General features: G+C 72.2%; 19 protein-coding genes. 7 read left to right on the forward strand and 12 right to left on the reverse strand.

The annotated features are described in order from the left end of the window. Positions 1 to 12 precede the first annotated feature (12 nt). The 6 genes from QMF98_RS07250 to ctaE all read right to left on the reverse strand — a co-directional run bounded on the left by QMF98_RS07250 (position 13) and on the right by ctaE (position 5,823). Positions 13 to 717, reverse strand: coding sequence for a class I SAM-dependent methyltransferase (locus tag QMF98_RS07250; RefSeq protein ID WP_337975321.1), 705 nt, complete (start codon positions 715 to 717; stop codon positions 13 to 15). Between the two features lie 118 nt (positions 718 to 835). Beyond that, positions 836 to 1,456: a superoxide dismutase gene (locus tag QMF98_RS07255; RefSeq protein WP_291762501.1), complete on the reverse strand. Its 621-nt coding sequence runs from the start codon at positions 1,454 to 1,456 to the stop codon at positions 836 to 838. A gap of 171 nt (positions 1,457 to 1,627) precedes the next feature. Then, positions 1,628 to 3,322 carry a cytochrome bc1 complex cytochrome b subunit gene (gene qcrB / locus QMF98_RS07260; RefSeq protein WP_337975322.1) on the reverse strand — a complete coding sequence of 565 codons (1,695 nt, stop codon included), beginning with the start codon at positions 3,320 to 3,322 and terminating at the stop codon, positions 1,628 to 1,630. Next, complete coding sequence (gene qcrA / locus QMF98_RS07265) at positions 3,319 to 4,341, reverse strand: cytochrome bc1 complex Rieske iron-sulfur subunit (RefSeq protein ID WP_337975568.1); 1,023 nt, start codon at positions 4,339 to 4,341, stop codon at positions 3,319 to 3,321. The genes qcrB and qcrA overlap by 4 nt, the downstream gene beginning before the upstream one ends. 5 nt (positions 4,342 to 4,346) lie before the next feature. Further along, positions 4,347 to 5,132 carry a cytochrome bc1 complex diheme cytochrome c subunit gene (gene qcrC, locus QMF98_RS07270; protein WP_337975323.1) on the reverse strand — a complete coding sequence of 262 codons (786 nt, stop codon included), beginning with the start codon at positions 5,130 to 5,132 and terminating at the stop codon, positions 4,347 to 4,349. Positions 5,133 to 5,184: 52 nt separating this feature from the next. Next, positions 5,185 to 5,823: an aa3-type cytochrome oxidase subunit III gene (ctaE, locus tag QMF98_RS07275; protein ID WP_291762509.1), complete on the reverse strand. Its 639-nt coding sequence runs from the start codon at positions 5,821 to 5,823 to the stop codon at positions 5,185 to 5,187. A 179-nt stretch (positions 5,824 to 6,002) separates the two neighbouring features. Between ctaE and QMF98_RS07280 the strand changes: the two genes are divergently transcribed. Both QMF98_RS07280 and trpD read left to right on the forward strand, forming a co-directional pair. Next, the gene (locus tag QMF98_RS07280) at positions 6,003 to 6,431 is read left to right on the forward strand and encodes a response regulator (protein WP_291762513.1); all 429 of its coding nucleotides are present in this window, start codon (positions 6,003 to 6,005) and stop codon (positions 6,429 to 6,431) included. Continuing rightward, positions 6,428 to 7,486, forward strand: coding sequence for an anthranilate phosphoribosyltransferase (gene trpD, locus QMF98_RS07285; protein WP_337975324.1), 1,059 nt, complete (start codon positions 6,428 to 6,430; stop codon positions 7,484 to 7,486). The genes QMF98_RS07280 and trpD overlap by 4 nt, the downstream gene beginning before the upstream one ends. A 96-nt stretch (positions 7,487 to 7,582) precedes the next feature. Here the strand turns inward: trpD and QMF98_RS07290 are convergent, their stop codons facing one another. Beyond that, complete coding sequence (locus QMF98_RS07290; RefSeq protein ID WP_263730346.1) at positions 7,583 to 7,864, reverse strand: Lrp/AsnC family transcriptional regulator; 282 nt, start codon at positions 7,862 to 7,864, stop codon at positions 7,583 to 7,585. A gap of 7 nt (positions 7,865 to 7,871) precedes the next feature. Next, the gene (locus QMF98_RS07295) at positions 7,872 to 9,764 is read right to left on the reverse strand and encodes a DEDD exonuclease domain-containing protein (RefSeq protein WP_337975325.1); all 1,893 of its coding nucleotides are present in this window, start codon (positions 9,762 to 9,764) and stop codon (positions 7,872 to 7,874) included. Positions 9,765 to 9,847: 83 nt separating this feature from the next. Between QMF98_RS07295 and QMF98_RS07300 the strand changes: the two genes are divergently transcribed. Then, entirely contained in the window at positions 9,848 to 10,045 is a 198-nt protein-coding gene (locus QMF98_RS07300) for a hypothetical protein (protein WP_337975326.1), read from the forward strand. A gap of 13 nt (positions 10,046 to 10,058) precedes the next feature. On the opposite strand, the gene QMF98_RS07305 is transcribed toward QMF98_RS07300, so the two are convergent. Then, the gene (locus QMF98_RS07305) at positions 10,059 to 11,870 is read right to left on the reverse strand and encodes an AMP-dependent synthetase/ligase (protein WP_337975327.1); all 1,812 of its coding nucleotides are present in this window, start codon (positions 11,868 to 11,870) and stop codon (positions 10,059 to 10,061) included. 197 nt (positions 11,871 to 12,067) lie between these two features. Here QMF98_RS07305 and QMF98_RS07310 point away from each other — a divergent pair, with 197 nt between their 5' ends. Next, positions 12,068 to 13,018, forward strand: coding sequence for an ROK family glucokinase (locus QMF98_RS07310; protein WP_337975328.1), 951 nt, complete (start codon positions 12,068 to 12,070; stop codon positions 13,016 to 13,018). A gap of 13 nt (positions 13,019 to 13,031) precedes the next feature. Here QMF98_RS07310 and QMF98_RS07315 read toward each other — a convergent pair whose 3' ends face one another. Then, a complete protein-coding gene (locus tag QMF98_RS07315) occupies positions 13,032 to 13,556 on the reverse strand; it encodes a hypothetical protein (RefSeq protein WP_337975329.1) in 525 nt (174 codons plus the stop codon). A 99-nt stretch (positions 13,557 to 13,655) separates the two neighbouring features. Between QMF98_RS07315 and QMF98_RS07320 the strand changes: the two genes are divergently transcribed. From QMF98_RS07320 to QMF98_RS07330, 3 genes are all read left to right on the forward strand, one after another. Next, entirely contained in the window at positions 13,656 to 14,450 is a 795-nt protein-coding gene (locus QMF98_RS07320) for a lysophospholipid acyltransferase family protein (RefSeq protein ID WP_337975330.1), read from the forward strand. A 75-nt stretch (positions 14,451 to 14,525) separates the two neighbouring features. Further along, entirely contained in the window at positions 14,526 to 15,749 is a 1,224-nt protein-coding gene (locus QMF98_RS07325; protein WP_291762538.1) for a pyrophosphate--fructose-6-phosphate 1-phosphotransferase, read from the forward strand. Further along, complete coding sequence (locus QMF98_RS07330; RefSeq protein WP_337975331.1) at positions 15,746 to 17,098, forward strand: class II 3-deoxy-7-phosphoheptulonate synthase; 1,353 nt, start codon at positions 15,746 to 15,748, stop codon at positions 17,096 to 17,098. The genes QMF98_RS07325 and QMF98_RS07330 overlap by 4 nt, the downstream gene beginning before the upstream one ends. Before the next feature lie 66 nt (positions 17,099 to 17,164). Here the strand turns inward: QMF98_RS07330 and pknB are convergent, their stop codons facing one another. Next, entirely contained in the window at positions 17,165 to 19,234 is a 2,070-nt protein-coding gene (pknB, locus tag QMF98_RS07335; RefSeq protein WP_337975332.1) for a Stk1 family PASTA domain-containing Ser/Thr kinase, read from the reverse strand. Between the two features lie 59 nt (positions 19,235 to 19,293). After that, a complete protein-coding gene (locus QMF98_RS07340; protein ID WP_337975333.1) occupies positions 19,294 to 20,496 on the reverse strand; it encodes a LysM peptidoglycan-binding domain-containing protein in 1,203 nt (400 codons plus the stop codon). Positions 20,497 to 20,555: the final 59 nt, after the last annotated feature.

The raw sequence follows: 20,555 nt of genomic DNA on the forward strand, positions 1-20,555 counted from the left end.
CCGGGTCCCGGGTCAGCCGGGCAGTCGCGTCGCCGCTGCGACGAAGATCGACATGTGCCGCACCGTGCCGCCCACCGGCTTGGGGTCGACGTACGCGGTGACGAGCCGGTCGACGTGCAGCCCCGCGGCCCCGCACCACGACGAGACCTGTTCGTGGCTGAACCCGTCGTGACCGTCGAACGACGGCTGGTCGGCGTGGTAGAAACCGCCATCCGGCTCCAGATCGGCGACGACGAACCTGCCGCCCGGGCGTAGCAGACCGGCGACGGTCCGCAGCAGGCGCGGGACGTCGCGCACGTGGTGCAGCGCCATGGCGCTGTAGGCGACGTCGAGCGGCCCGAGGACGGCGGCGTGCGGCGCGGCTTCGGCGATGGACAGGTCGACCCGTGCGGTGCGGACGTGCGTGCTGCAGCCGGCTGCCCTGGCGGCGGCCGAGACGTTGGCGCGGGCCAGCTCCAGGGCGTCCTCGTCGACGTCGAGGAGAACCAGCTCGTCGAAGAGGTCCACCAGATGGGGACTGACTCCGCCGGCCCCCGAGCCGATGTCCAGCCCGCGTCGATGGTGGCCGTCGCCGAGCACCACCCGGATGTGGGCGGCCAGTGCCGCGCTCCGGCGTGCCCGGCGGTCGGCGTCGGGATCGTCCGTCGGCGCCTGAGCGGGCCGGGGCGCAGGGGGACCGCCGGGCTGGGCCCGGTGCGCCGGGAGGTCGGGCGTCATGCCCCGCGACCCTAGCGGGCCGCTGGACGACGACAGCGATCGAGCCCGGCCGGGTACGCCCCGACCGGGCTCGATCGTCGTCCTGCGCCCGCGTGCTCTCGCGGGGCGATGCTCGTCGTCAGGCGGGCAGGATCAGGCTCGTCGCACGGGCGCGGGCCAGGCGTGCCGCGGCGTCCGTCCAGTTGACGATGTTCCACCATGCCTTGACATAGTCGGCCTTCACGTTGACGTAGTCGAGGTAGAAGGCGTGCTCCCACATGTCGAGCACCACGATCGGGATCACGCCGAGCGGGAAGTTCGACTGCTGGTCGTACAGCTGGAACATCACGAGCTTCGAGCCGAGGGTGTCCCAGGCGAGGATCGACCAGCCGGAGCCCTGGATCCCGACGGCGTTCGCGGCGAAGTGCGCCTGGAACTTCTCGAAAGAGCCGAAGAACTCGTCGATCGCGGCAGCCAGCTCACCGGTGGGGCGGTCGCCGCCGTCGGGGGAGAGGTTCTGCCAGAACACCGAGTGGTTGACGTGCCCGCCGAGGTTGAAGGCGAGGTTCTTCTCGTGCAGGTTCACCGCGGCGAGGTCGCCCGACTCGCGGGCGGCGGCGAGCTTCTCCAGGGCGGTGTTGGCGCCCGTCACGTAGGCGGCGTGGTGCTTGTCGTGGTGCAGCTCCATGATCCGCCCGGAGATGTGCGGCTCGAGGGCCGCGTAGTCGTAGGGGAGGTCCGGGAGCGTGTAGTCAGCCATCGATCAGTGCCTTCCGTGCGTCGGACCGCGGTCGGTGCCGCGGGTGTGCGCGCGACGGCGGGCGTCGCCGAGGGCGGCGACCACCGTGCGCCTGTTCCACTCTCGCGCAGGAACCGTGATCCTGCCCGAGGTTCTGCTGTCGGTGTCGAGCAACGTGCCGCGGGACACCGGTCAGTGCACGCCGGCGCTGATCTGGGCGGCCTCCTCGGCCGGTTCCAGCACCGGATGGGCACCGTGCTCGTGGGCCGCGGCCAGCTCGCGGGGGGTGACGGGCTCGACGCGGTCCTCGTAGAACAGCTGCGACAGGCGCTGCCGTCGGCGGTCTGCCGCGTACCCCTTGCGGCGCACACCGCGCGAGTCCTCGGCGGGCGCGATCTGCAGCGGGCGGACGGGCTCCTGCTGCACCCGCAGCCAGCGCTCGTCCTCGTCGAGGGGCGCGTGCACCTCGATGTACTCGCCGCTGGCGAAGCGGACGATGCGGCCGGTCTCGTGACCGTGCAGCACCAGCTCGCGGTCCCGGCGCTGCAGGCCGAGGCAGATGCGCTTGGTCACCAGGAACGCGATCGTGGGTGCGACGAACAGCATGACGCGGAAGGTCCACGTGATGTCGTTGATCGACAGGTGGAACTGGGTGGCGATCAGGTCGTTCGAGCCGGCGAGCACCAGGACGAAGAACGCCGTCAGCAGCGAGACGCCGAACGAGGTCCGGAACGTCGCGTTGCGGGGCCGGTCGAGCAGGTGGTGCTCGCGGTGGTCACCGCTCGCGTACGCCTCGACGAACGGGTACAGCGCCAGCGCCCCGAGCAGGATCCCCGGCAGGATCATCGCCGGGATGATGATGTTGAGCGGCACCGTGAAGGAGCTGAGCACCACCTCGGCCTGGCCGGGCATCAGTCGCAGGGCGCCCTCGAGGAAGAGCATGTACCAGTCGGGCTGGGCGCCGGCGGAGACCGGTGACGGGTCGTACGAGCCGTAGTTCCACACCGGGTTGATCTGCATCGTCGCGCCGAGCAGGGCGATCACGCCGAAGACGACGAAGAAGAAGCCGCCGGCCTTGGCGACGTACACCGGGAACAGCGGGTAGCCGACCACGTTGGTGTTGGTCCGGCCGGAGCCGGGGAACTGCGTGTGCTTGTGCAGGAACACGAACGCGAGGTGCAGCCCGACGAGGGCGAGCAGCAGGCCGGGGATCAGCAGCACGTGCACGGTGAAAAGGCGGGGGATGAGCGCCGTCCCCGGGAACTCGCCGCCGAACAGGGCGTACGAGGCGTAGGTACCGATGATCGGTACCGCCAGGGTGATGCCCTGGGCGATGCGCAGGCCGTTGCCCGACAGGACGTCGTCCGGCAGGGAGTAGCCGGAGAACCCGGCAGCCATCCCGAGCACCAGCAGCGTGAAACCGATCACCCAGTTGATCTCACGTGGCTTGCGGAAGGCACCGGTGAAGAAGATGCGCATCATGTGCGTGACGATCGCGGCCATGAAGATCAGGGCGGCCCAGTGGTGGATCTGCCGCATCAGCAGACCGCCGCGCACCTCGAACGACAGCCGCAGCGTCGAGGCGTACGCCTCCGACATCCGCGTGCCCTGCAGAGCCGTCCACGGTCCGTTGTACGTGACCTCGTTGGTGCTCGGCACGAAGAACATCGTGAGGAACACGCCCGAGATCAGCAGCGTGATGAAGGAGTAGAGGGCGACCTCGCCGAGCATGAAGGACCAGTGGTCGGGGAAGATCTTGCGCGCCAGGCCCTTGACGGCGACCGCGATGCCGGTGCGCTGGTCCAGCCAGTCGGCGGAGGCCGCGGCGGGACCCTGCGAGCCGCGGGTCGCCGTCCGGCGGGATGTGGTCGTGGAGGTCGTCGTCACCGCAGCCGCTCCCAGAAGCTCGGACCGATGGGCTCGTGGAAGTCGCTCTGCGCCACGAGGTAGCCCTCGCTGTCCACCGTGATCGGCAGCTGCGGCAACGGCCGCTTCGCGGGGCCGAACACCACCTTCGCGCCGTTGGCCACGTCGAACGTCGACTGGTGGCACGGGCACAGGAGGTGGTGCGTCTGCTGCTCGTACAGGGCCACGGGGCAGCCGACGTGGGTGCACACCTTGGAGTAGGCGACGATGCCGTTGTACGACCAGCCCTTGCGGTCGTCGGCCTCGTGCAGGTCCCGCGGGTCCAGCCGGATCAGCAGGACGATCGCCTTGGCCTTCTCGTCCATCGGGTTCGCGGTCTTGTCCAGGCCGTCGGGGATGACGTGCACCACCGAGCCGATGGTGACGTCCGCCGCGCGGATCGGCCGGCCGGAGGGGTCGGTCGTCAGGCGCAGCCCCTTCTTCCACATCGTGTGCTTGAACGTCGAGACGTTCCAGTTCCCGCCGATGTTGCCGATCAGGGGAACCACGATGGTGAGCGGGAACAGCGCGAGGGAGCCGATCATCGCGCTCTTGAGCAGGCCTCGCCGGCTCAGCCCGGAGTCGGCGGCGCCCGCCTCGAGGTTCGCGATCGCACCCTCGCGCACGGCCGGGCTCGACTCCATCCGGTGTCGTTCCTCGACCCGCTCGTGGTCGTTCATGATCGACTTCGCCCACTGGATCGCGGCCGTGCCGATGCCGAGCAGCGCGAAGGCGAGCGCGAGACCGAGCGTCATCGTCGACCGCTGGATGCCCCCGGCGTCGGTCCCGGTCGGCAGCGCGAAGTACGCGACGAGGAACCCGATGGTGCCCAGCGTCGAGAGGCCGAACAGGGCGAGCACGATGCGCTCGGACGTCTTGTTGGCCCGCGGGTCGAGGTCGCCACGGCGGGGCCGGTGCGGCGGCAGACCGGGGTTCTGGAACCGGTCGGGCAGCTCCTCGGGTGCCGAGAGCTCGTCGGAGCTGCCGCTGTACCTGTCGATGGTGCTCACGAGGACTTCGCTCCGATCCAGACGGCCGCGCCGATCAGCAGCCCGATGCCGACGACCCACGCCCACAGGCCCTCGGTCACGGGGCCGAGGCTGCCGAGGCTCAGGCCACCCGGCTGCGTGCCGCCCTGCTGACGGATGAAGGCGATGATGTCCCGCTTCTCCTGCGACGTGATGTTCGCGTCGTTGAACACCGGCATCGACTGCGGGCCGGTCAGCATCGCCTCGTAGAGGTGGGTGTTGCTGGTGCTCCACAGGTTGGGAGCGAACTTGCCCTGGCTCAGGGCACCACCGGCGCCGACGGCGTTGTGGCACATCGCGCAGTTGGTGCGGAAGATCGCCATGCCGTTCGCGGGGTCACCCTTGCTCGCGTCGACCTGCTCGGCGGTCGGGATGGCCGGGCCGGGGCCGAGGCTCGCGACGTAGGCCGCCAGCTGCGAGATCTGCTCCGGGGTGAAGACGACCGGCTTGCGCTGGGCCTGCGGGCCGCTCATCGCCAGCGGCATGCGGCCGGTGCCCACCTGGAAGTCCACCGCTGCCGCACCGACGCCCACCAGGGACGGAGCGGCGTTCGTGCCGGTGGCGCCCATGCCGTGGCAGGTGGCGCAGTTGGCTGCGAACAGCTTCTCGCCGTTGGTGACGTCGTTCGCCGATGCTGCCTGCGGTGCTGCGCTTGCCGGAGCGGGTTGCAGGGCGGCGTAGAGCCCGCCCACGAGCAGCAGCGCCAGCAGGAGCAGCACCACCGGCGCGCGCCGGTCGTGCCTGCGGGCCGCGAGTGCCTTCACTGATGGGTCCTCGTCTCGCGTGGGGGAACGGGTGTCACAGGTGCACCAGCGGTCACTGGAGCAGGTAGATGATCGAGAACAGCGCGATCCAGACCACGTCGACGAAGTGCCAGTAGTACGACACGACGATCGCGGTGGTGGCCTCGTGGTGACCGAAGCTCTTCGCGGCGAACGAGCGCCCGAGCAGGAAGAGGAACGCGATGAGGCCGCCGATCACGTGCAGCCCGTGGAACCCGGTGGTCAGGTAGAAGACGGAGCCGTAGGGCGTCGAGGAGATGGAGATGCCCTCGTGCACCAGGGAGGCGTACTCGTAGACCTGGCCGCCGATGAACACCGCGCCCATCAGGTACGTCAGGGCGATCCACTCGTTCAGGCCCCAGCGGTTCACCTGCCACAGCGCCCCGGAGCGACGGGGCTGGAAGCGCTCGGCGGCCCACACGCCCATCTGGCAGGTGACGGACGACAGCAGCAGGACCGTGGTGTTGACCACCGCGTAGGGCACGTTCAGGTGCGCCGCGCCCTCGGCGAAGACCTTGGGGACGGCCGCCCGGGTGGAGAAGTACATCGCGAAGAGCCCGGCGAAGAACATCAGCTCGGACGCGAGCCACACGATCGTGCCGACCGACACCGGGTTCGGGCGGTTGACGGTCACATGAGGTGTGGTGCGCGGGGCAGCCGTGGCGGTCGACACCGCGCCATTATGGCGGATCAGCGCTTCGCATGGGTCCTAAGGCCCACGACGGATGCCCGCAAAGTGTCACCTCGTCAGAATCTGGACGATGCCCGGGACGCGGCCGGACGGTGGAGCCTGCGATCGGGCGGGCGTGCCAAGATTCGCCTATCCCGCACGACGACGAACGAGGACGGCCCATGAGCAGCGTCGAGCCTGAGAACGAGGAGACCGTGACCGGTCCCCGGATCCTGCTGTACAGCGACGACGTCGACGCCCGCGGTCAGGTGCGGCTCGGCGTCGGCCGTCGTCTCGGGCGGGGCGAGCCGGACATCGAGTGGCTCGAGGTCGCCACCGCCGAGGCGGTCTACGCGGCCGTCGAGGCGGGCGAGCTCGACCTGGTGATCCTCGACGGCGAGGCGGACAAGGTCGGCGGGATGGGTGTCGCGCGCCAGCTCAAGGAGGAGGTCTACGACTGCCCGCCCGTGCTGGTGCTGACCGGCCGCCCGCAGGACGCATGGCTCGCCTCGTGGTCCAACGCCGACGCGGTGATCAGCCGCCCGCTCGACCCGGTGCTGCTGCACCGTGCCGTGCAGTCCTTGCTGACGGGCAGCGCGCTCGCCCGATGACCGAGACCGCCGCGACCTTCACGTGGCCGGATGTCCTCGCGGAGCTGATCGCGGGCCGTGACCTCGGCGCCGACCAGACGCGCTGGGCCATGGGCGAGATCATGCGCGGCGAGGCGCCGACCGCGTGCATGGCGGGGTTCCTCGTCGCGCTGCGCGCCAAGGGCGAGACGGTGGCGGAGCTGACCGGTCTCGCGGACGAGATGCTGGCGCACTCCCAGCGGTTCGTCGTACCCGGTCGCTCGCTCGACATCGTCGGGACCGGTGGCGACCGCGCGTTCACGGTCAACGTGTCCACGATGGCCGCGCTGGTGATCGCCGGGGCGGGCGTCACCGTGGTCAAGCACGGGAACCGGGCCGCGTCCTCGGCGTCCGGGTCCGCCGACGTGCTGGAGGCGCTCGGCATCCGCCTCGACCAGCCGCTGGACCGGGTCGGTCCGATCGCCACCGAGGTGGGCATCACCTTCTGCTTCGCGGGGCTGTTCCACCCCTCGATGCGGCACGCCGGACCGGTGCGCCGCGCGTTGGGCGTGGCGACGGCGTTCAACTTCCTCGGTCCCCTGACCAACCCCGCGCAGCCGCAGGCCGCCGCGATCGGCGTGGCCGATGCGCGGATGGCCCCACTGGTCGCCGGCGTGCTCGCCACCCGGGGGACCGACGCGCTGGTGTTCCGGGGGGAGCGCGACGGTCTGGACGAGCTCGCGGCCACCGGCCCGTCGCGGGTCTGGGAGGTGCGCGACGGCGTCGTGACGGAGAGCGTCGTCGACTGGGTGGCGGACCTCGGCCTCGCGCCCGTGACGCTCACCGACCTGCGTGGTGGCGACCCGCAGCACAACGCCGGCGTCGTCCTGGAGCTGCTGGACGGCAAGCGCGGGCCGGTGCGCGAGACCGTGCTGCTCAACGCGTCGGCCGGCCTGGTCGCCGACGGCACGCTGCCCGGCACCGCCGACGGCACGCTGACCGAGCGCTTCCGAGCGGCCATGGGCCATGCGGAGCGGTCGGTGGACGACGGCTCCGCAGCCGGCGTGCTGGACCGCTGGCGCAAGGTGGGCGCCTGAGCGGACGGCGCTGCGTCCTCGTAGGCGCAGGGTCGTGCACGTCCGGCCGGTGTCACGTCGGCCGGCCGCATGACGACCTGCGGTGAGGTGCGGAGCTCAGTCCTCGAGGCCGAGGGCGAAGGCCTTGTCCAGGTCGTGCTCGGAGTAGGTACGGAAGGCGATGTACGTCTGCGTCCGCAGGACGCCTTCGACCTTGCTCACCTTGTCCGCGATGACGTCCGCCAGCTCGTCGTGCTCCCGCACCCGCACCATGGCGATGAGGTCCACCTCGCCGGTGACCGAGTAGACCTCGGTCACCCCGTGGATCTCCGCGATCGCGGCTGCGACCTCCGGGATCCGGGCTGCGTCGGTGTCGATGAGGACGATCGCGGTGAGCATGTCGTCATCATGCCGTGCGACGGGCGCCCTCCGCCGCACGCGAGCGCGTCGGACGGCCGGGCTGTCTCGCGCCGCTCGTCGCGGCCTCGGTGAGGTCGCCGACGAGGGTCTGGTCGCCGGTCGGCGGCACGGCGAGCGCGACCGCCACGGCTGCCGCCGCGTCCCGGACGGCCTGGGCCGAGGGCAGGGGGCACGACCACTCGTCGGAGATCTCCACGAGCCGGACCCCGGGCTGCTCGAGCCAGGCGAGCAGCAGGTCGGTCTCCTCCGGGTGCGCGGCGCCCGCCGGCGCCACGGGAGCGTCGACGTGCTCGCCGGTCGCCTGCAGGGTGGCGATCGCCGGGCGCGGGTCCGCACGGCGATCGACGTGGGCCGTCCCCGCGAGCCGTCCGTGGCGGACGAGCACGATCTCCCAGCCGTGGTCGTCCGTCCGACGCGCCGCGACCAGCTCGGCGCACCGGGCCAGCGGCGTGGTGCGCTGCACGCGGGTGGCGCCGCGCAGGTAGGCCGTCAACCGGTCCCGCTCGGCGGCTGCCTCCTCGAACCGCTCCTGTGCGACCAGGTTGCCGATGCGGGTCCCCACGTGGCGGACGACGGCACCGGGGTCTCCCGTCATCGCGGTGCGCAGGGGCTCGGTCGCAGCGGCGTACTCGGCCACGTCCTGCGAGCCGATGCAGGGCGCACCGCACCGGCCGAGCTCCGCCAGCACGCACGCGGACGCGTCGGGCGCTGCGACCGCGGGCAGCCGGCGGGTGCACCGGCGGACCGGGAAGGCCTCGTGCAGCGCCTCGACGGCGAGCTGCGCGGCGGAACCGGAGGCGAAGGGACCGAGGTAGGCGGCTCCCGGCTCGTCCCGCACCTGGCGCACCACCGAGAGCCGCGGGAACGGCTCCGACGTCAGCCGGACCCACGGCATGCGCTCGGGGGAGCGCGACCGCCGGTTGTACCGGGGGGCGTGCTCGGCGATCAGCCGGAGCTCGCGCACCCGGGCCTCGAGCGGCGTGGCGCAGACGACGGGGTCGACGCGTACCGCCAGCCGCACCATCTCGGACATGCGCGCGCGCCGCTCGGCGGACGTGAAGTACGTGCGGACCCGGCGGCGCAGAGAGGTGGTCGAGGTCCCGACGTAGAGCACCTCGTCACGCGGACCGCGGAACAGGTACACGCCCGGCGCGTCCGGCAGACCGTCCGCCAGCGTCCGCTTGCGACGGACCTCGGCCGGCACCGGGTCGGCGGCGTCGGCCAGGTCCTCCAGATGGGTGACGCCGAGCGGCCCCAACCGGTCGAGCAGCGCATGCAGCACGTCCACGGTCGCCCGTGCGTCGTCGAGCGCGCGGTGGTTCGGCGTGGTCGTGGCCCGGAACAGCGCCGCGAGGGAGGAGAGCTTGTGGTTCGGGGCCTCGTCCCGGGTCACCACGCGGCGGGCGAGCCGGACGGTGTCGACCACGCGGAACCCGGGCCACGCATGTCCCGTCGCCGTCGCGGCGGCTCGGAGGAACCCCACGTCGAACGGGGCGTTGTGCGCGACCAGCACGGTGCCCCGGGCGAACTCGAGGAACGACGGCAGCACCTCCTCGATGCGCGGTGCGCCGATCAGCATCGACGTCGTGATCCCCGTCAGCACCTGGATGTACGGCGGCACCGGACCGCCAGGGTCGACGAGCGTCTGGAGCTCGCCGAGCACCTCGCCGCCACGGACCTTGACGGCGCCGATCTCGGTGATCGCGCTGTCGCCCGGGCGGCCGCCGGTGGTCTCCAGGTCCACCACGACGAACGTGACCTCGGCCAGCGGGGTGCCGACGTCGTCGAGCGTCGGCTGCGTCGCCGTGGTCCCGGCCGGACGCGGGCCGACGGCCGCGGGACCGGCCCACAACGGTCGCGGGCGGTGGTCCGTGTGCATGGCCGGCACGCTAGCCAGGGGCACCGACAGCCCGCCGAGGCGCGCCGGAAGGACGTGTCGGTGGCTCTCGCTAGCGTCGCGCCATGATCATCGACTGCGACGCGTGCACGGCCGGCCCCGCCGCGTGCGCCGACTGCGTGGTGACGTTCCTGATGGTGCCGGCCGGAACGCCGGCGGGCGCCGGGGGCCCGGTCGAGCTCGACGCCGGCGAGCGTGCCGCTCTCGACGTGCTGGCCGCCTCGGGGTTGGTGCCGCCGCTCCGCATCGACCTGACCGGCTGAGCGCACGGCACGCTCAGCCGTGCACCGGACCCTCGTACAGGGCGTCGACCTCGTGCGCGAAGTCCTTGAGGACCTCGGCGCGTCGCACGCTGAGCTTCGGGGTCAGGTAGCCGTTCGCGATGGTGAGGTCGCCCTCGAGGATGCGGTACTTGCGGATCGACTCCGCGCGCGACACCGCCTGGTTGGTCCGCGCGACGGCCTTGTCCAGCGAGGCCAGCACGTCGGGATCCTTGGCCGCGTCCTGCAGGGACATCGCCGGCTTCCCGTGCGCGGCGAGCCACCCCGGGACCCCTTCGGCGTCGAGCGTGATGAGGGCTCCGATGAACGGTCGCTGGTCGCCGACCACCACCACCTGGCTGACCAACGGGTGCCCGCGCAGCCTGTCCTCCAGCACCGCGGGGGCCACGTTCTTGCCGCCGGCGGTGACGATGATCTCCTTCTTCCGACCCGTGATCCGCAGGTAGCCCTCGTCGTCGAGGGCGCCGAGGTCACCGGTGCGGAACCAGCCGTCGACCAGCGCCGCGGCCGTCGCCTCGGGGTTGTTGTGGTACCCGCGGAAGACGCCGATGCCGCGGACCTCCACCTCGCCGTCGGCCGCGATCCGCACCGACGTGCCGGGCAGGGCAGGCCCCACGGTGCCGATCTTCGACCGGTCCGGCAGGTTCACGGTCGCCGGTGCGGTGGTCTCGGTCAGCCCGTACCCCTCGAGCACGTGCAGCCCGGTACCGCGGAAGAAGTGCCCCAGCCGCTCACCGAGCGGTGCGCCGCCGGAGATCGCCCAGCGCGCCTGGCCGCCGAGCGCGGCCCTGATCCGCCGCAGCACCAGAAGGTCGGCCACGAGGTGCTGGAGCTGCAACCACCGGCTCGGTCCGCCGGGGGTGTCGAGCGCTCGGGAGTAGACGATCGCCGTCTTCGCGGCGCGCTGGAAGATCTCGCCCTTGCCGCCGGTCGCCGCCTTCTGCTCCGCCGAGTTGTAGACCTTCTCGAACACTCGCGGCACCGAGAGCACGAAGGTGGGCCGGAACGCCTCGAGGTCGGGCAGCAGCGTCTTGGTGTCGGCCGTGTGCCCGAGGGTCGCTCCCGCCGCGACGGTCAGCACGTGCACGAACCGCGCGAACACGTGCGCCAGCGGCATGAAGAGCAGGGTCCGTGAACCGTCGCCCTGCACCACCACGTTCAGCTTCTCGACGGCGTTGACCGTGAGCTCGTAGAAGTTGCCGTGCGTCAGCTCCGCACCCTTGGGCCGGCCGGTGGTTCCCGACGTGTAGATGATCGTGGCCAGGTCGTCCAGGTGAGCGAGGTGGCGGCGCTGCTCGACCTCCTCGACCGGCACCTGAGCCCCCTCACGCACCAGCGCGGCCGTCGCGTCGTGGTCGATCACCAGCACGTCGCGCAGCTGCGGCACCTCGGCGCGGACCTGGTCGACCAGCTCGGCGTGGGCGGCGGTCTCCACCACGAGGAGCGAGACGGTGGAGTCGGAGAGGATCCAGTGCACCTGCTCGGCCGAGGACGTCTCGTAGACCGGCACGGTGACGGCGCCCGCCCGCCAGATCGCCCAGTCGAGGAGCGACCACTCGTAGCGGGTGCGGGACATGATGCCGACCCGGTCGCCCGGTTCGACGCCCCGGGCGATGAGGCCCCGGGCGACGGCGGTGATCTCGGCGTCGAGCTGGAGGGCCGTCGTCGTGGCCCACGGACCGCCGTCCGGTGACCGCCGCTCCATCAGGACCCGGTCCGGCGTCGCCGCGACCCGATCCGCGAAGAGGTCGTTCAGGTTCCGCGACCGATCGACCTCGACCACGAGCGGGGTGGAGGACTCGTCCATGCTGACTCCAGTGGCAGACGACGACGTGTAACGCGAGGATACGGGACGTTCGACCCCCTCTCTCGGGCAGACCTGGCGCTTGCCGCGGGGGGCCGCACGTCGTCGACGGCAGGCTGCGGCTCGCCCCGCCCCACGGGCGCTAGCGTGGGCCCGCGCATCGGGACGTCGGTGCGGACGGACGAGGGAACGGGCACCACATGCACGCCATCGGTGTGGACATCGGCGGGACCAAGATCGCTGCGGGCGTCGTCGACGACGACGGCCGGATCCTGGCGCAGACCCGGCGGGACACGGACCCGACCGACGCGGCCACCGTGGACCGGGGTGTTGTGGACGTCTGCCGCGAGCTGATGGCCGACTACGAGGTGGGTGCGATCGGGCTCGCCGCCCCGGGGTTCATCGGCGCCGACCGTGCGACGGTGGGCTTCACGCCCAACCTCCCGTGGCGCGACCACCCGCTGCGCGACTCGGTGGCGACCGCCCTGCGGACCGACGTACCGATCGTCGTCGAGAACGACGCAAACGCTGCCGGCTGGGCCGAGTACCGGTTCGGGGTCGCCGACGGGGTCACCGACATGGTGACGCTCACGCTGGGCACGGGGCTCGGCGGAGCCATCGTGTCGGGCGGACGCCTGGTGCGCGGTCGCTGGGGCGTGGCCGCGGAGATCGGTCACCTCCGGGTGGTGCCCGACGGGCACGTGTGCGGCTGCGGGCAGCGCGGCTGCTGGGAGCAGTACGTGTCCGGCAGCGCCCTGGTGCGGGACGCCCAGGCGATCGCGCAGCAGCGCCCGGACCGCGCGGCCCGGCTGCTCGAGCTCGCGGGCGGCAAGTGGCGCAAGATCGCCGGGGTGCACGTCACGCAGGCAGCCGAGGAGGGCGACGAGCTGGCCATCGAGCTGCTCGCGGACATCGGCCGGTGGGTCGGGCAGGGCGCCGCCTCCGTCGCGGCGCTCCTGGACCCCGAGCTCTTCGTGGTCGGCGGTGGGCTGTCCGCGGCTGGGGAGCTGGTGATGGCGCCGGCGCGCACCGCGTTCGTCGAGCACCTGTCAGCGCGTGGGTATCACCCGGAGGCCAGCTTCGCCACCGCCTCGATGGGCAACGAGGCCGGGATGGTGGGCGCGGCGGACCTGGCGCGCCTCGAGTCCTAGCCGGTCGAGCCCCTCAGACGACGGCCCCGGAGTCGTCGTCCTCGTCGCGCCGGTGCGGCATCCGCCAGACGAGCACGGCGAGGCCGGCGGCGAAGACCGCGGCCGCAACCGCCAGCAGCCAGCCGGGCGCGTCGGGCCACGCGAGCACCAGGACGACGAAGAGCACCGGTACGCCGATCGTTGCCGTCCACGCCAGGGTGAGCAGCGGGTCACCACCCAGCACGGGTCCGGGGTCCGGCGGGACGAAGTGCTCGGCGGCGTCGACCGCCGCCTCGGCCGCGTCCTGCTGGGCGGTGCCGTCCCAGTCCCGCCCCGTCAGCTCTGCGGGCCCGTGCGGCTCGTGACCGTCGGGCGTGCGGTGCTCCCGGGCCGCAACCGTCCCGCGGCTGTCCGCTCCCAGGGGGTCCCCGGGCGGGTCGGTGGGTGTGGCCGGCGAGTCGAGGTCGGCGAGCTCCGCGACGATCTGCGCCCAGCGTGCGTCGACGGCGGCCTGGTCCGGCTCGCCGGCGTCGGCGTCGTCGTCGGGACGCTGCGGCATGGATGCACTCTAGAGTCGGACCCAGCAGTCGGCGTGGTGCCCCAGGGCATCGCGACAGGGACGTCGAGCTGCGCCGCTGCCCGGTCGAGGAGTTGAGCGTTGTTCTACTGGTTGATGAAGCGCATCTTCGTCGGACCTCTGCTGCGCCTGGTGTACCGACCGTGGGTCCGTGGCGTGGAGAACGTGCCGACGGATGGTCCTGCCATCCTGGCGAGCAACCACCTGGCCGTCATCGACTCGTTCTTCCTGCCGCTCGTCCTGTCGCGCGAGATCGTCTTCATCGGCAAGCAGGAGTACTTCACGGGTCGCGGCGTGAAGGGACGCCTGACCGCAGGCTTCATGCGCGGGGTCGGGACCATCCCGGTGGACCGTGGGGGCGGCAAGGCGGGGGAGGCGGCGCTGCGCACGGGTCTGCGCCGGTTGGGCGAAGGCGGGCTCTTCGGGATCTACCCCGAGGGCACGCGGAGCCCCGACGGCCGCCTCTACCGCGGGAAGACGGGTGTGGCCCGGCTGGCGCTGGAGTCCGGCGCTCCGGTGATCCCCGTGGCGATGGTCGGCACCAACATCGCCCAGCCGATCGGTCGCACCATCCCCAAGGTGATGCGGATCGGCATCGTGATCGGCGAGCCGCTCGACTTCAGCCGCTACCGGGGCATGGAGAACGACCGCTTCATCCTGCGCTCGGTCACCGACGAGATCATGTACGCCCTGATGAGCATCTCGGGCCAGGAGTACGTGGACGTCTACGCGGCGACCCAGAAGGCGCGGATCGCCACCGGACACCCGGCGGTGACGGGGGACGCGACGGACCACCTGCCGGCCGCTCCCGGCGGGCGTCCGGTGCCCGACGTCCAGGTACCGGTCGAGCCGCCGACCGCGGAGCCCGGTCAGTAGGATGGCCGGCGCGCCTGGCGCGTCCCCGTGCAGCCTGCTGCTGCAGACCCGTGCTCGATCGAGAGGTGTTCCCCCATGTCGGTCCGTCGCGTCGCCCTCCTCACCGCAGGCGGCTTCGCCCCGTGCCTGTCCTCGGCCGTCGGCGGGCTGATCGAGCGCTACACGGAGATCGCCCCCGAGATCGAGATCATCGCCTACCAGCACGGCTACTACGGCCTGCTGCGCGGGGAGAAGATCGTGGTGGACGAGGAGGGCCGCAAGAAGGCCGGCATCCTGCACCGCTTCGGCGGCTCGCCCATCGGCAACTCCCGGGTGAAGCTGACCAACGCCAAGGACTGCGTCAAGCGCGGCCTGGTCAAGGAGGGTGAGAACCCGCTGCACGTGGCGGCCGAGCAGCTCAAGGCCGACGGGGTCGACGTGCTGCACACGATCGGCGGCGACGACACGAACACGACGGCCGCGGACCTGGCCGCCTACCTCGCCGAGAACGACTACCCGCTGACGGTGGTGGGGCTGCCCAAGACGATCGACAACGACGTCGTGCCGATCCGCCAGTCCCTGGGCGCCTGGACCGCCGCCGAGGAGGCGGCCGGCTTCGCGGCGAACATCATCGGCGAGCACCGCTCCGGTCCCCGGATGCTGATCGTGCACGAGGTGATGGGCCGTCACTGCGGGTGGCTGACCGCTGCGGCCGCGTCCGAGTACCGCAAGTGGCTGGACCTGCAGGAGTGGGTGCCGAGCCTGGGCCTGACGCGCGAGCGCTGGGACATCCACGCCGTCTTCCTGCCCGAGCTGGCTCTCGACATCGACGCCGAGGCTGCGCGCCTCAAGGCGATCATGGACACCCAGGGGAACGTCAACATCTTCCTGTCCGAGGGCGCGGGGATGAACGAGATCGTCGCCCAGAAGGAGGCCGCGGGCGAGGAGGTCGCGCGGGACGCCTTCGGTCACGTCAAGCTCGACACGATCAACCCGGGCCAGTGGTTCGCCAAGCAGTTCGCCGCCAAGCTCGGCGCCGAGAAGGTCATGGTCCAGAAGTCCGGCTACTACTCGCGCGCCGCGGCCGCGAACGCCGAGGACCTGCGCCTTATCAAGTCGATGACGGACCTCGCGGTCGAGTGCGCCCTGCGCGGCGAGGCGGGCGTGATCGGTCACGACGAGGAGAACGGCGACCGTCTGCGCGCGATCGAGTTCCCGCGGATCGCCGGCGGCAAGGCGTTCGACGTCACGCAGCCCTGGTTCGGCCGGCTGCTGGCGGACATCGGCCAGCCGCTGGTCGCAGCGGGTTCCCACGCATGAGCGTGGAGCCGGACCCCGGGGTTCTGGAGGGTCTGGACGCCTGGGAGGGCCTCTCGGCTGAGCAGCAGCCCTCGTGGCCCGACGGCACGCGGCTGAGGCAGGTGCGCGAGAAGCTCGCGACCCTGCCGCCGCTCGTCTTCGCGGGCGAGGCCGATGCGCTGCGGGCCAAGCTCGCCGCGGCGGGCCGTGGCGAGGCGTTCCTGCTCCAGGGTGGGGACTGCGCCGAGATCTTCGCCGAGGCGACCGCGGACCGAATCCGCCACAAGATCATGACGGTCCTGCAGATGGCCGTCGTGCTCACGTACGGCGCCAGCCTGCCCGTCATCAAGATGGGCCGGATGGCCGGTCAGTACGCCAAGCCGCGCAGCGCCGACACCGAGACGCGGGACGGCGTCACCTTGCCGGCGTTCCGTGGAGACATCGTCAACGGTTACGCGTTCACGCCAGCCGACCGCACCCCGGACCCGGAGCGACTGCTCGAGGCGTACCACACGTCGGCGTCGACCCTGAACCTGATCAGGGCGTTCACCACAGGGGGCTTCGCCTCCCTGCTGCGCGTGCACGAGTGGAACCGCGGCTTCACCGCCAACCCGGCGTACTCCCGCTACGAGGAGATCGCGGCCGAGATCGACCGGGCGATCCGGTTCATGGCTGCCTGCGGTGCCGACTTCGACGCCCTGCGGGCCGTCGACTTCTACGCCAGCCACGAGGGTCTGCTGCTGGACTACGAGCGGCCCCTGACGCGGATCGACTCCCGCACCGGCCTGCCGTACGACTGCTCGGGCCACTTCCTGTGGATCGGGGAGCGCACCCGCAAGCTGGACGGTGCGCACATCGACTACTTCTCCCGCGTGCAGAACCCGCTCGGCGTCAAGCTCGGCCCGACGACCACGGGTGACGAGGCACTGGCGCTGATGGACCGGCTGAACCCGAACGGCGAGCCGGGCCGCCTGACCTTCATCACACGGATGGGCGCGGGCCTGATCCGCGACCGGCTGCCCGCCCTGGTGGAGAAGGTGACGGCCGACGGTCGGCCGATCACGTGGGTCTGCGACCCGATGCACGGCAACGGAATCGTCTCGTCGTCCGGCTACAAGACGAGGCGGTTCGCGGACGTGATCGACGAGGTCGCCGGCTTCTTCGAGGTGCACCGGGCCCTCGGGACGGTCCCCGGAGGGCTGCACATCGAGCTGACCGGCGACGACGTCACCGAGGTGCTCGGCGGCACCGAGGAGATCGACGAGGAGGGGCTGTCGCGGCGCTACGAGACCCGCGTCGACCCCCGGCTGAACCACCAGCAGTCGCTCGAGCTGGCCTTCCAGGTGGTGGAGCTGCTCCGCCGCTCGTGAGTGCGCCGTTCGTACGACGAGGCCCTGGTCCCCTGGCGGGGAACGGGGCCTCGTCGCTGCGCGGCTCTAGACGACCGTCAGCGTGATCGTCGTACCCTTCGGGACCGACTGACCTGCCGGGACGCTCTGGTCCCGAACCGTCCCGAAGATGCCGCCGAGCACGTTCTGCCGCTGGACGTTCAGACCGAGCGCCGCGAGGGCCTTGGCGGCATCGGTGTACTGGGCGCCGCGCAGGTTCGGGACCTGGACGAGCTCCGGACCCTTGCTGACGGTGACCTGGACGGTGTCCCCGCGGTGTGCGGTGCTGCCCGCCTTCGGCGACTGGTCCGTCACGGTGCCGGCCGGCACGGTGTCGCTGAACGCCTCGCTGGCGGCCACCTTCAGGCCGTCGGCGGCGAGCTGTGCGGTGGCCTGGTCGAGGGTCGCGCCGACGACGGTGGTCACCGTCACCGGTGCCGGACCCTTGGACAGGGACAGGGTCACCGTGGTGCCGCGCTTCACCTGGGCCTTCGGGTCCGCGGCGGCGCCGTCCGGCAGGGTCGCCGACAGCACCGACCCGACCGCAGCGGTGTCGTGCCACTGCTCCGGTCCGTAGGCGACCGCGAGGCCGGCCGCCTTCAGGGCCTTCTCGGCATCCGCCTGCATGGCACCGACGACGCCGTCGGGGATCGTGACCAGGTCGACGCCGCGCGAGACGGTGTACGTGACGGTGCCGGCCTTGCGCACCGGCTGCCCGACCGCGGGGTTCGCCCTGAACACCTGGCCGGCCGGAGCGACGTCGTCGTAGGCCTCGGTCCGGACGCCGTGCAGACCGTGGCTGGCGAGGACGGCGAGCGCCTGCTGCTCCGACTGGGCGGTGATCGGCGGGACGGTCGTGTAGGCGCCCGGACCCTGCTCGACGTACCACCAGCCGCCGTACGCGATACCGCCGACCAGCAGCACCGCGAGCAGGAGCGCCGGCCACCGGCGCCACCGTGACCGCCGTGGCGCGGCGACGTCTGTCGCAGCCGGCGACCCCCCGGACCCGCCGGCGGTCGGGCCGGGCGCCGCCGTCCCCAGCCCGATGGGCAGGGCGACGGTGCTGCCCGCCCCGTTGACGGTGGCCAGGGTCGTGGTGACCTGCTCGTCGCGGCCGGCCGCGACTCCGAGGCGACCGCCGCCCTCGCCCTCGCTGCCGAACCCGCCCAGTGCCGACGCCAGGTCATCGTCGGAGCTCTCCGGCGCGTGCTGCGTCGGGACGGCGGGGGACACGTCCGCGTGCCGGCCCAGCACCGCGGGGTCCAGCGCGGCACGCGTGCGCCGCAGGAGCGCCAGGGCGGCACCCGCGTCGACGGGCCGGTCGGCCGGGTCACGGGCCGTGAGCGCCGCGACGAGCTCGTCGACCTCGCTCGGCAGCCACGGCACCAGGTCGGACGGCGCCGGCACGTCGCTGTTCACGTGCTGGAACGCCACCTGGATCGGGGTCGCGCCGGTGAAGGGCTGGCGCCCGGTGAGCATCTCGTAGAGCAGGATGCCCGTGGCGTACACGTCCGTCCGGGCGTCGCTCGCGCCGCGGACGACGAGCTCGGGAGCGAGGTAGGCCACCGTTCCGAGCACCGTCCCCGTGGTGGTGGACGTCACCTCCGTGACCGCGCGGGCCAGACCGAAGTCGGCGAGCTTGACGCGGTCGTCCTCGGCTGCCAGCAGCACGTTCTCCGGCTTGACGTCCCGGTGGACCAGGCCGTTCCGGTGCGCCGCGGTCAGGGCGTCGAGGACCGCCTCGCCGATCCGCAACGCCTCGCCGACGGTCAGGGCACCCTGCTCGCCGATCCGGCGACGCAGGTTCACGCCCGTGACGAGCTCCATCGTCAGGTAGCTCGTCTCGCCGTCGACACCCTGGTCGAAGACGCTGACCAGGCCGGGATGGGCCAGCCGTGCCGCGGTGCGGGCCTCCCGCCGGAACCGGGCGATGAAGTCCGCGCCGGACGCGCCGTCGGCCAGGTGCGGATGCATCACCTTGAGCGCGACGTCGCGGTCCAGACGGCGGTCGACGGCCACGTAGACCGTCGCCATGCCACCACGGGCGAGGCGGGAGACCACCTCGTACCGGCCGTCGACCAGGCGGCCGACGAGCGGATCGGTGACGGTGGCTCCCACGGTGGCGAGTCTACGGGCGCGTTCCGCGGCCCCGGGGGAGGCGTGCAGCGCGGGCGCCGTCAGCGAAAGCGCGTCATCAGGGTCTGGACGTTGGCCACGTAGCGGCGCGTGTCGGCGAACATCCCGCTCTTCTGCACGGACGTGAGCCCCTGGTAGTAGCCGGCGATGGCGCTCGGCAGGTCCGGGGCGGTGCGGACGAGCGAGCGCAGGATCAGCACGCCGGCCGTGACGTTGTCCTGAGGGTTCAGCAGGTTGAGGGACCGGCCCGCCATCTGCGACGCCCACTCGCCCGACGACGGGATCACCTGCATGGTGCCGATCGCATTGGCGGGCGACACGGACGTCTGGTCGAACCCGGACTCCTGGTAGGCCACGGCGAGCGCGAGCGCCGGGTCCACACCGAGGGTGCGCGCCGTGGATGCCACCAGGGCGCGCATCTGGGCGGGCGAGGGCACGCCGGTCGCGAGCAGCGCGGCCTTGTTCACGTTCGCCGCGCCGACGACGACAGCCGGGTAGGTTCGGCCGGCGAAGGTGTCGCCGACCAGCGGCTTCGCGGTGGCGACCGTGGCGCCCGGCACGTCCAGACCCTGCCCGATGCGGATGAGCCCGCGAGAGTCCAGCCCGTTGGCCGCCGCTACGGCCGCCACCGTGGTGCCGAACCGGGAGGCGATCGCCGACAGGGTGTCGCCGGCCGCGACGGTGTACCGGCTGACCGAGGTCGGGGCGCTGACGGCCTTGACCGTCGGGACGGTCGCGACCGTCGCCGAGACCGTGGTCACTGCGGCAGCGGTAGCGCCGCTGGCGGACGGGATGGTCAGGACCTGGCCGATCCGGATGAACGCCCTGTCGTCGAGGTGGTTCGCGGCGACGATGGCCGCAACCGAGCTACCCGTGCGCGCGGCGATGTGGGACACGGTGTCGCCCTTGGCCACCGCGTACGTGGTGCGGACCGTGCCGGTGGTCGCCGACGCCGCGGCGCGGGGCGCCGGGGAGGCCGCCGCGGCTCCGGGGATGCTGAGGACCTGCCCGGCGCGGATGCGCGAGGCGTCCGCGAGCGCGTTGGCCCTGCTGATCGCTGCCACGCTGACGCCTGCACGCTGCGCGATGTGGCTCACGGTGTCGCCGGTCCGCACCGTGTACAGCGTGTCGGCGTGGGCGGGCGCTGCCACGGCGACGGTGACGGCGGTGAGCGCGAGGGTGGCCCCCGTGCCGGTCGCGGCACGTCGGCGCGCCGTGGCCCGCGCTGTTGCTGTGTCGGTCATGGCGAAGGACCCCCGGCGACAAGATGGTCGGCGCCCCGTGACGCCTGTGACAGATGTGA

Source organism: Cellulomonas sp. NTE-D12 (assembly GCF_027923705.1).
Taxonomy (GTDB): Bacteria; Actinomycetota; Actinomycetes; order Actinomycetales; family Cellulomonadaceae; genus Cellulomonas.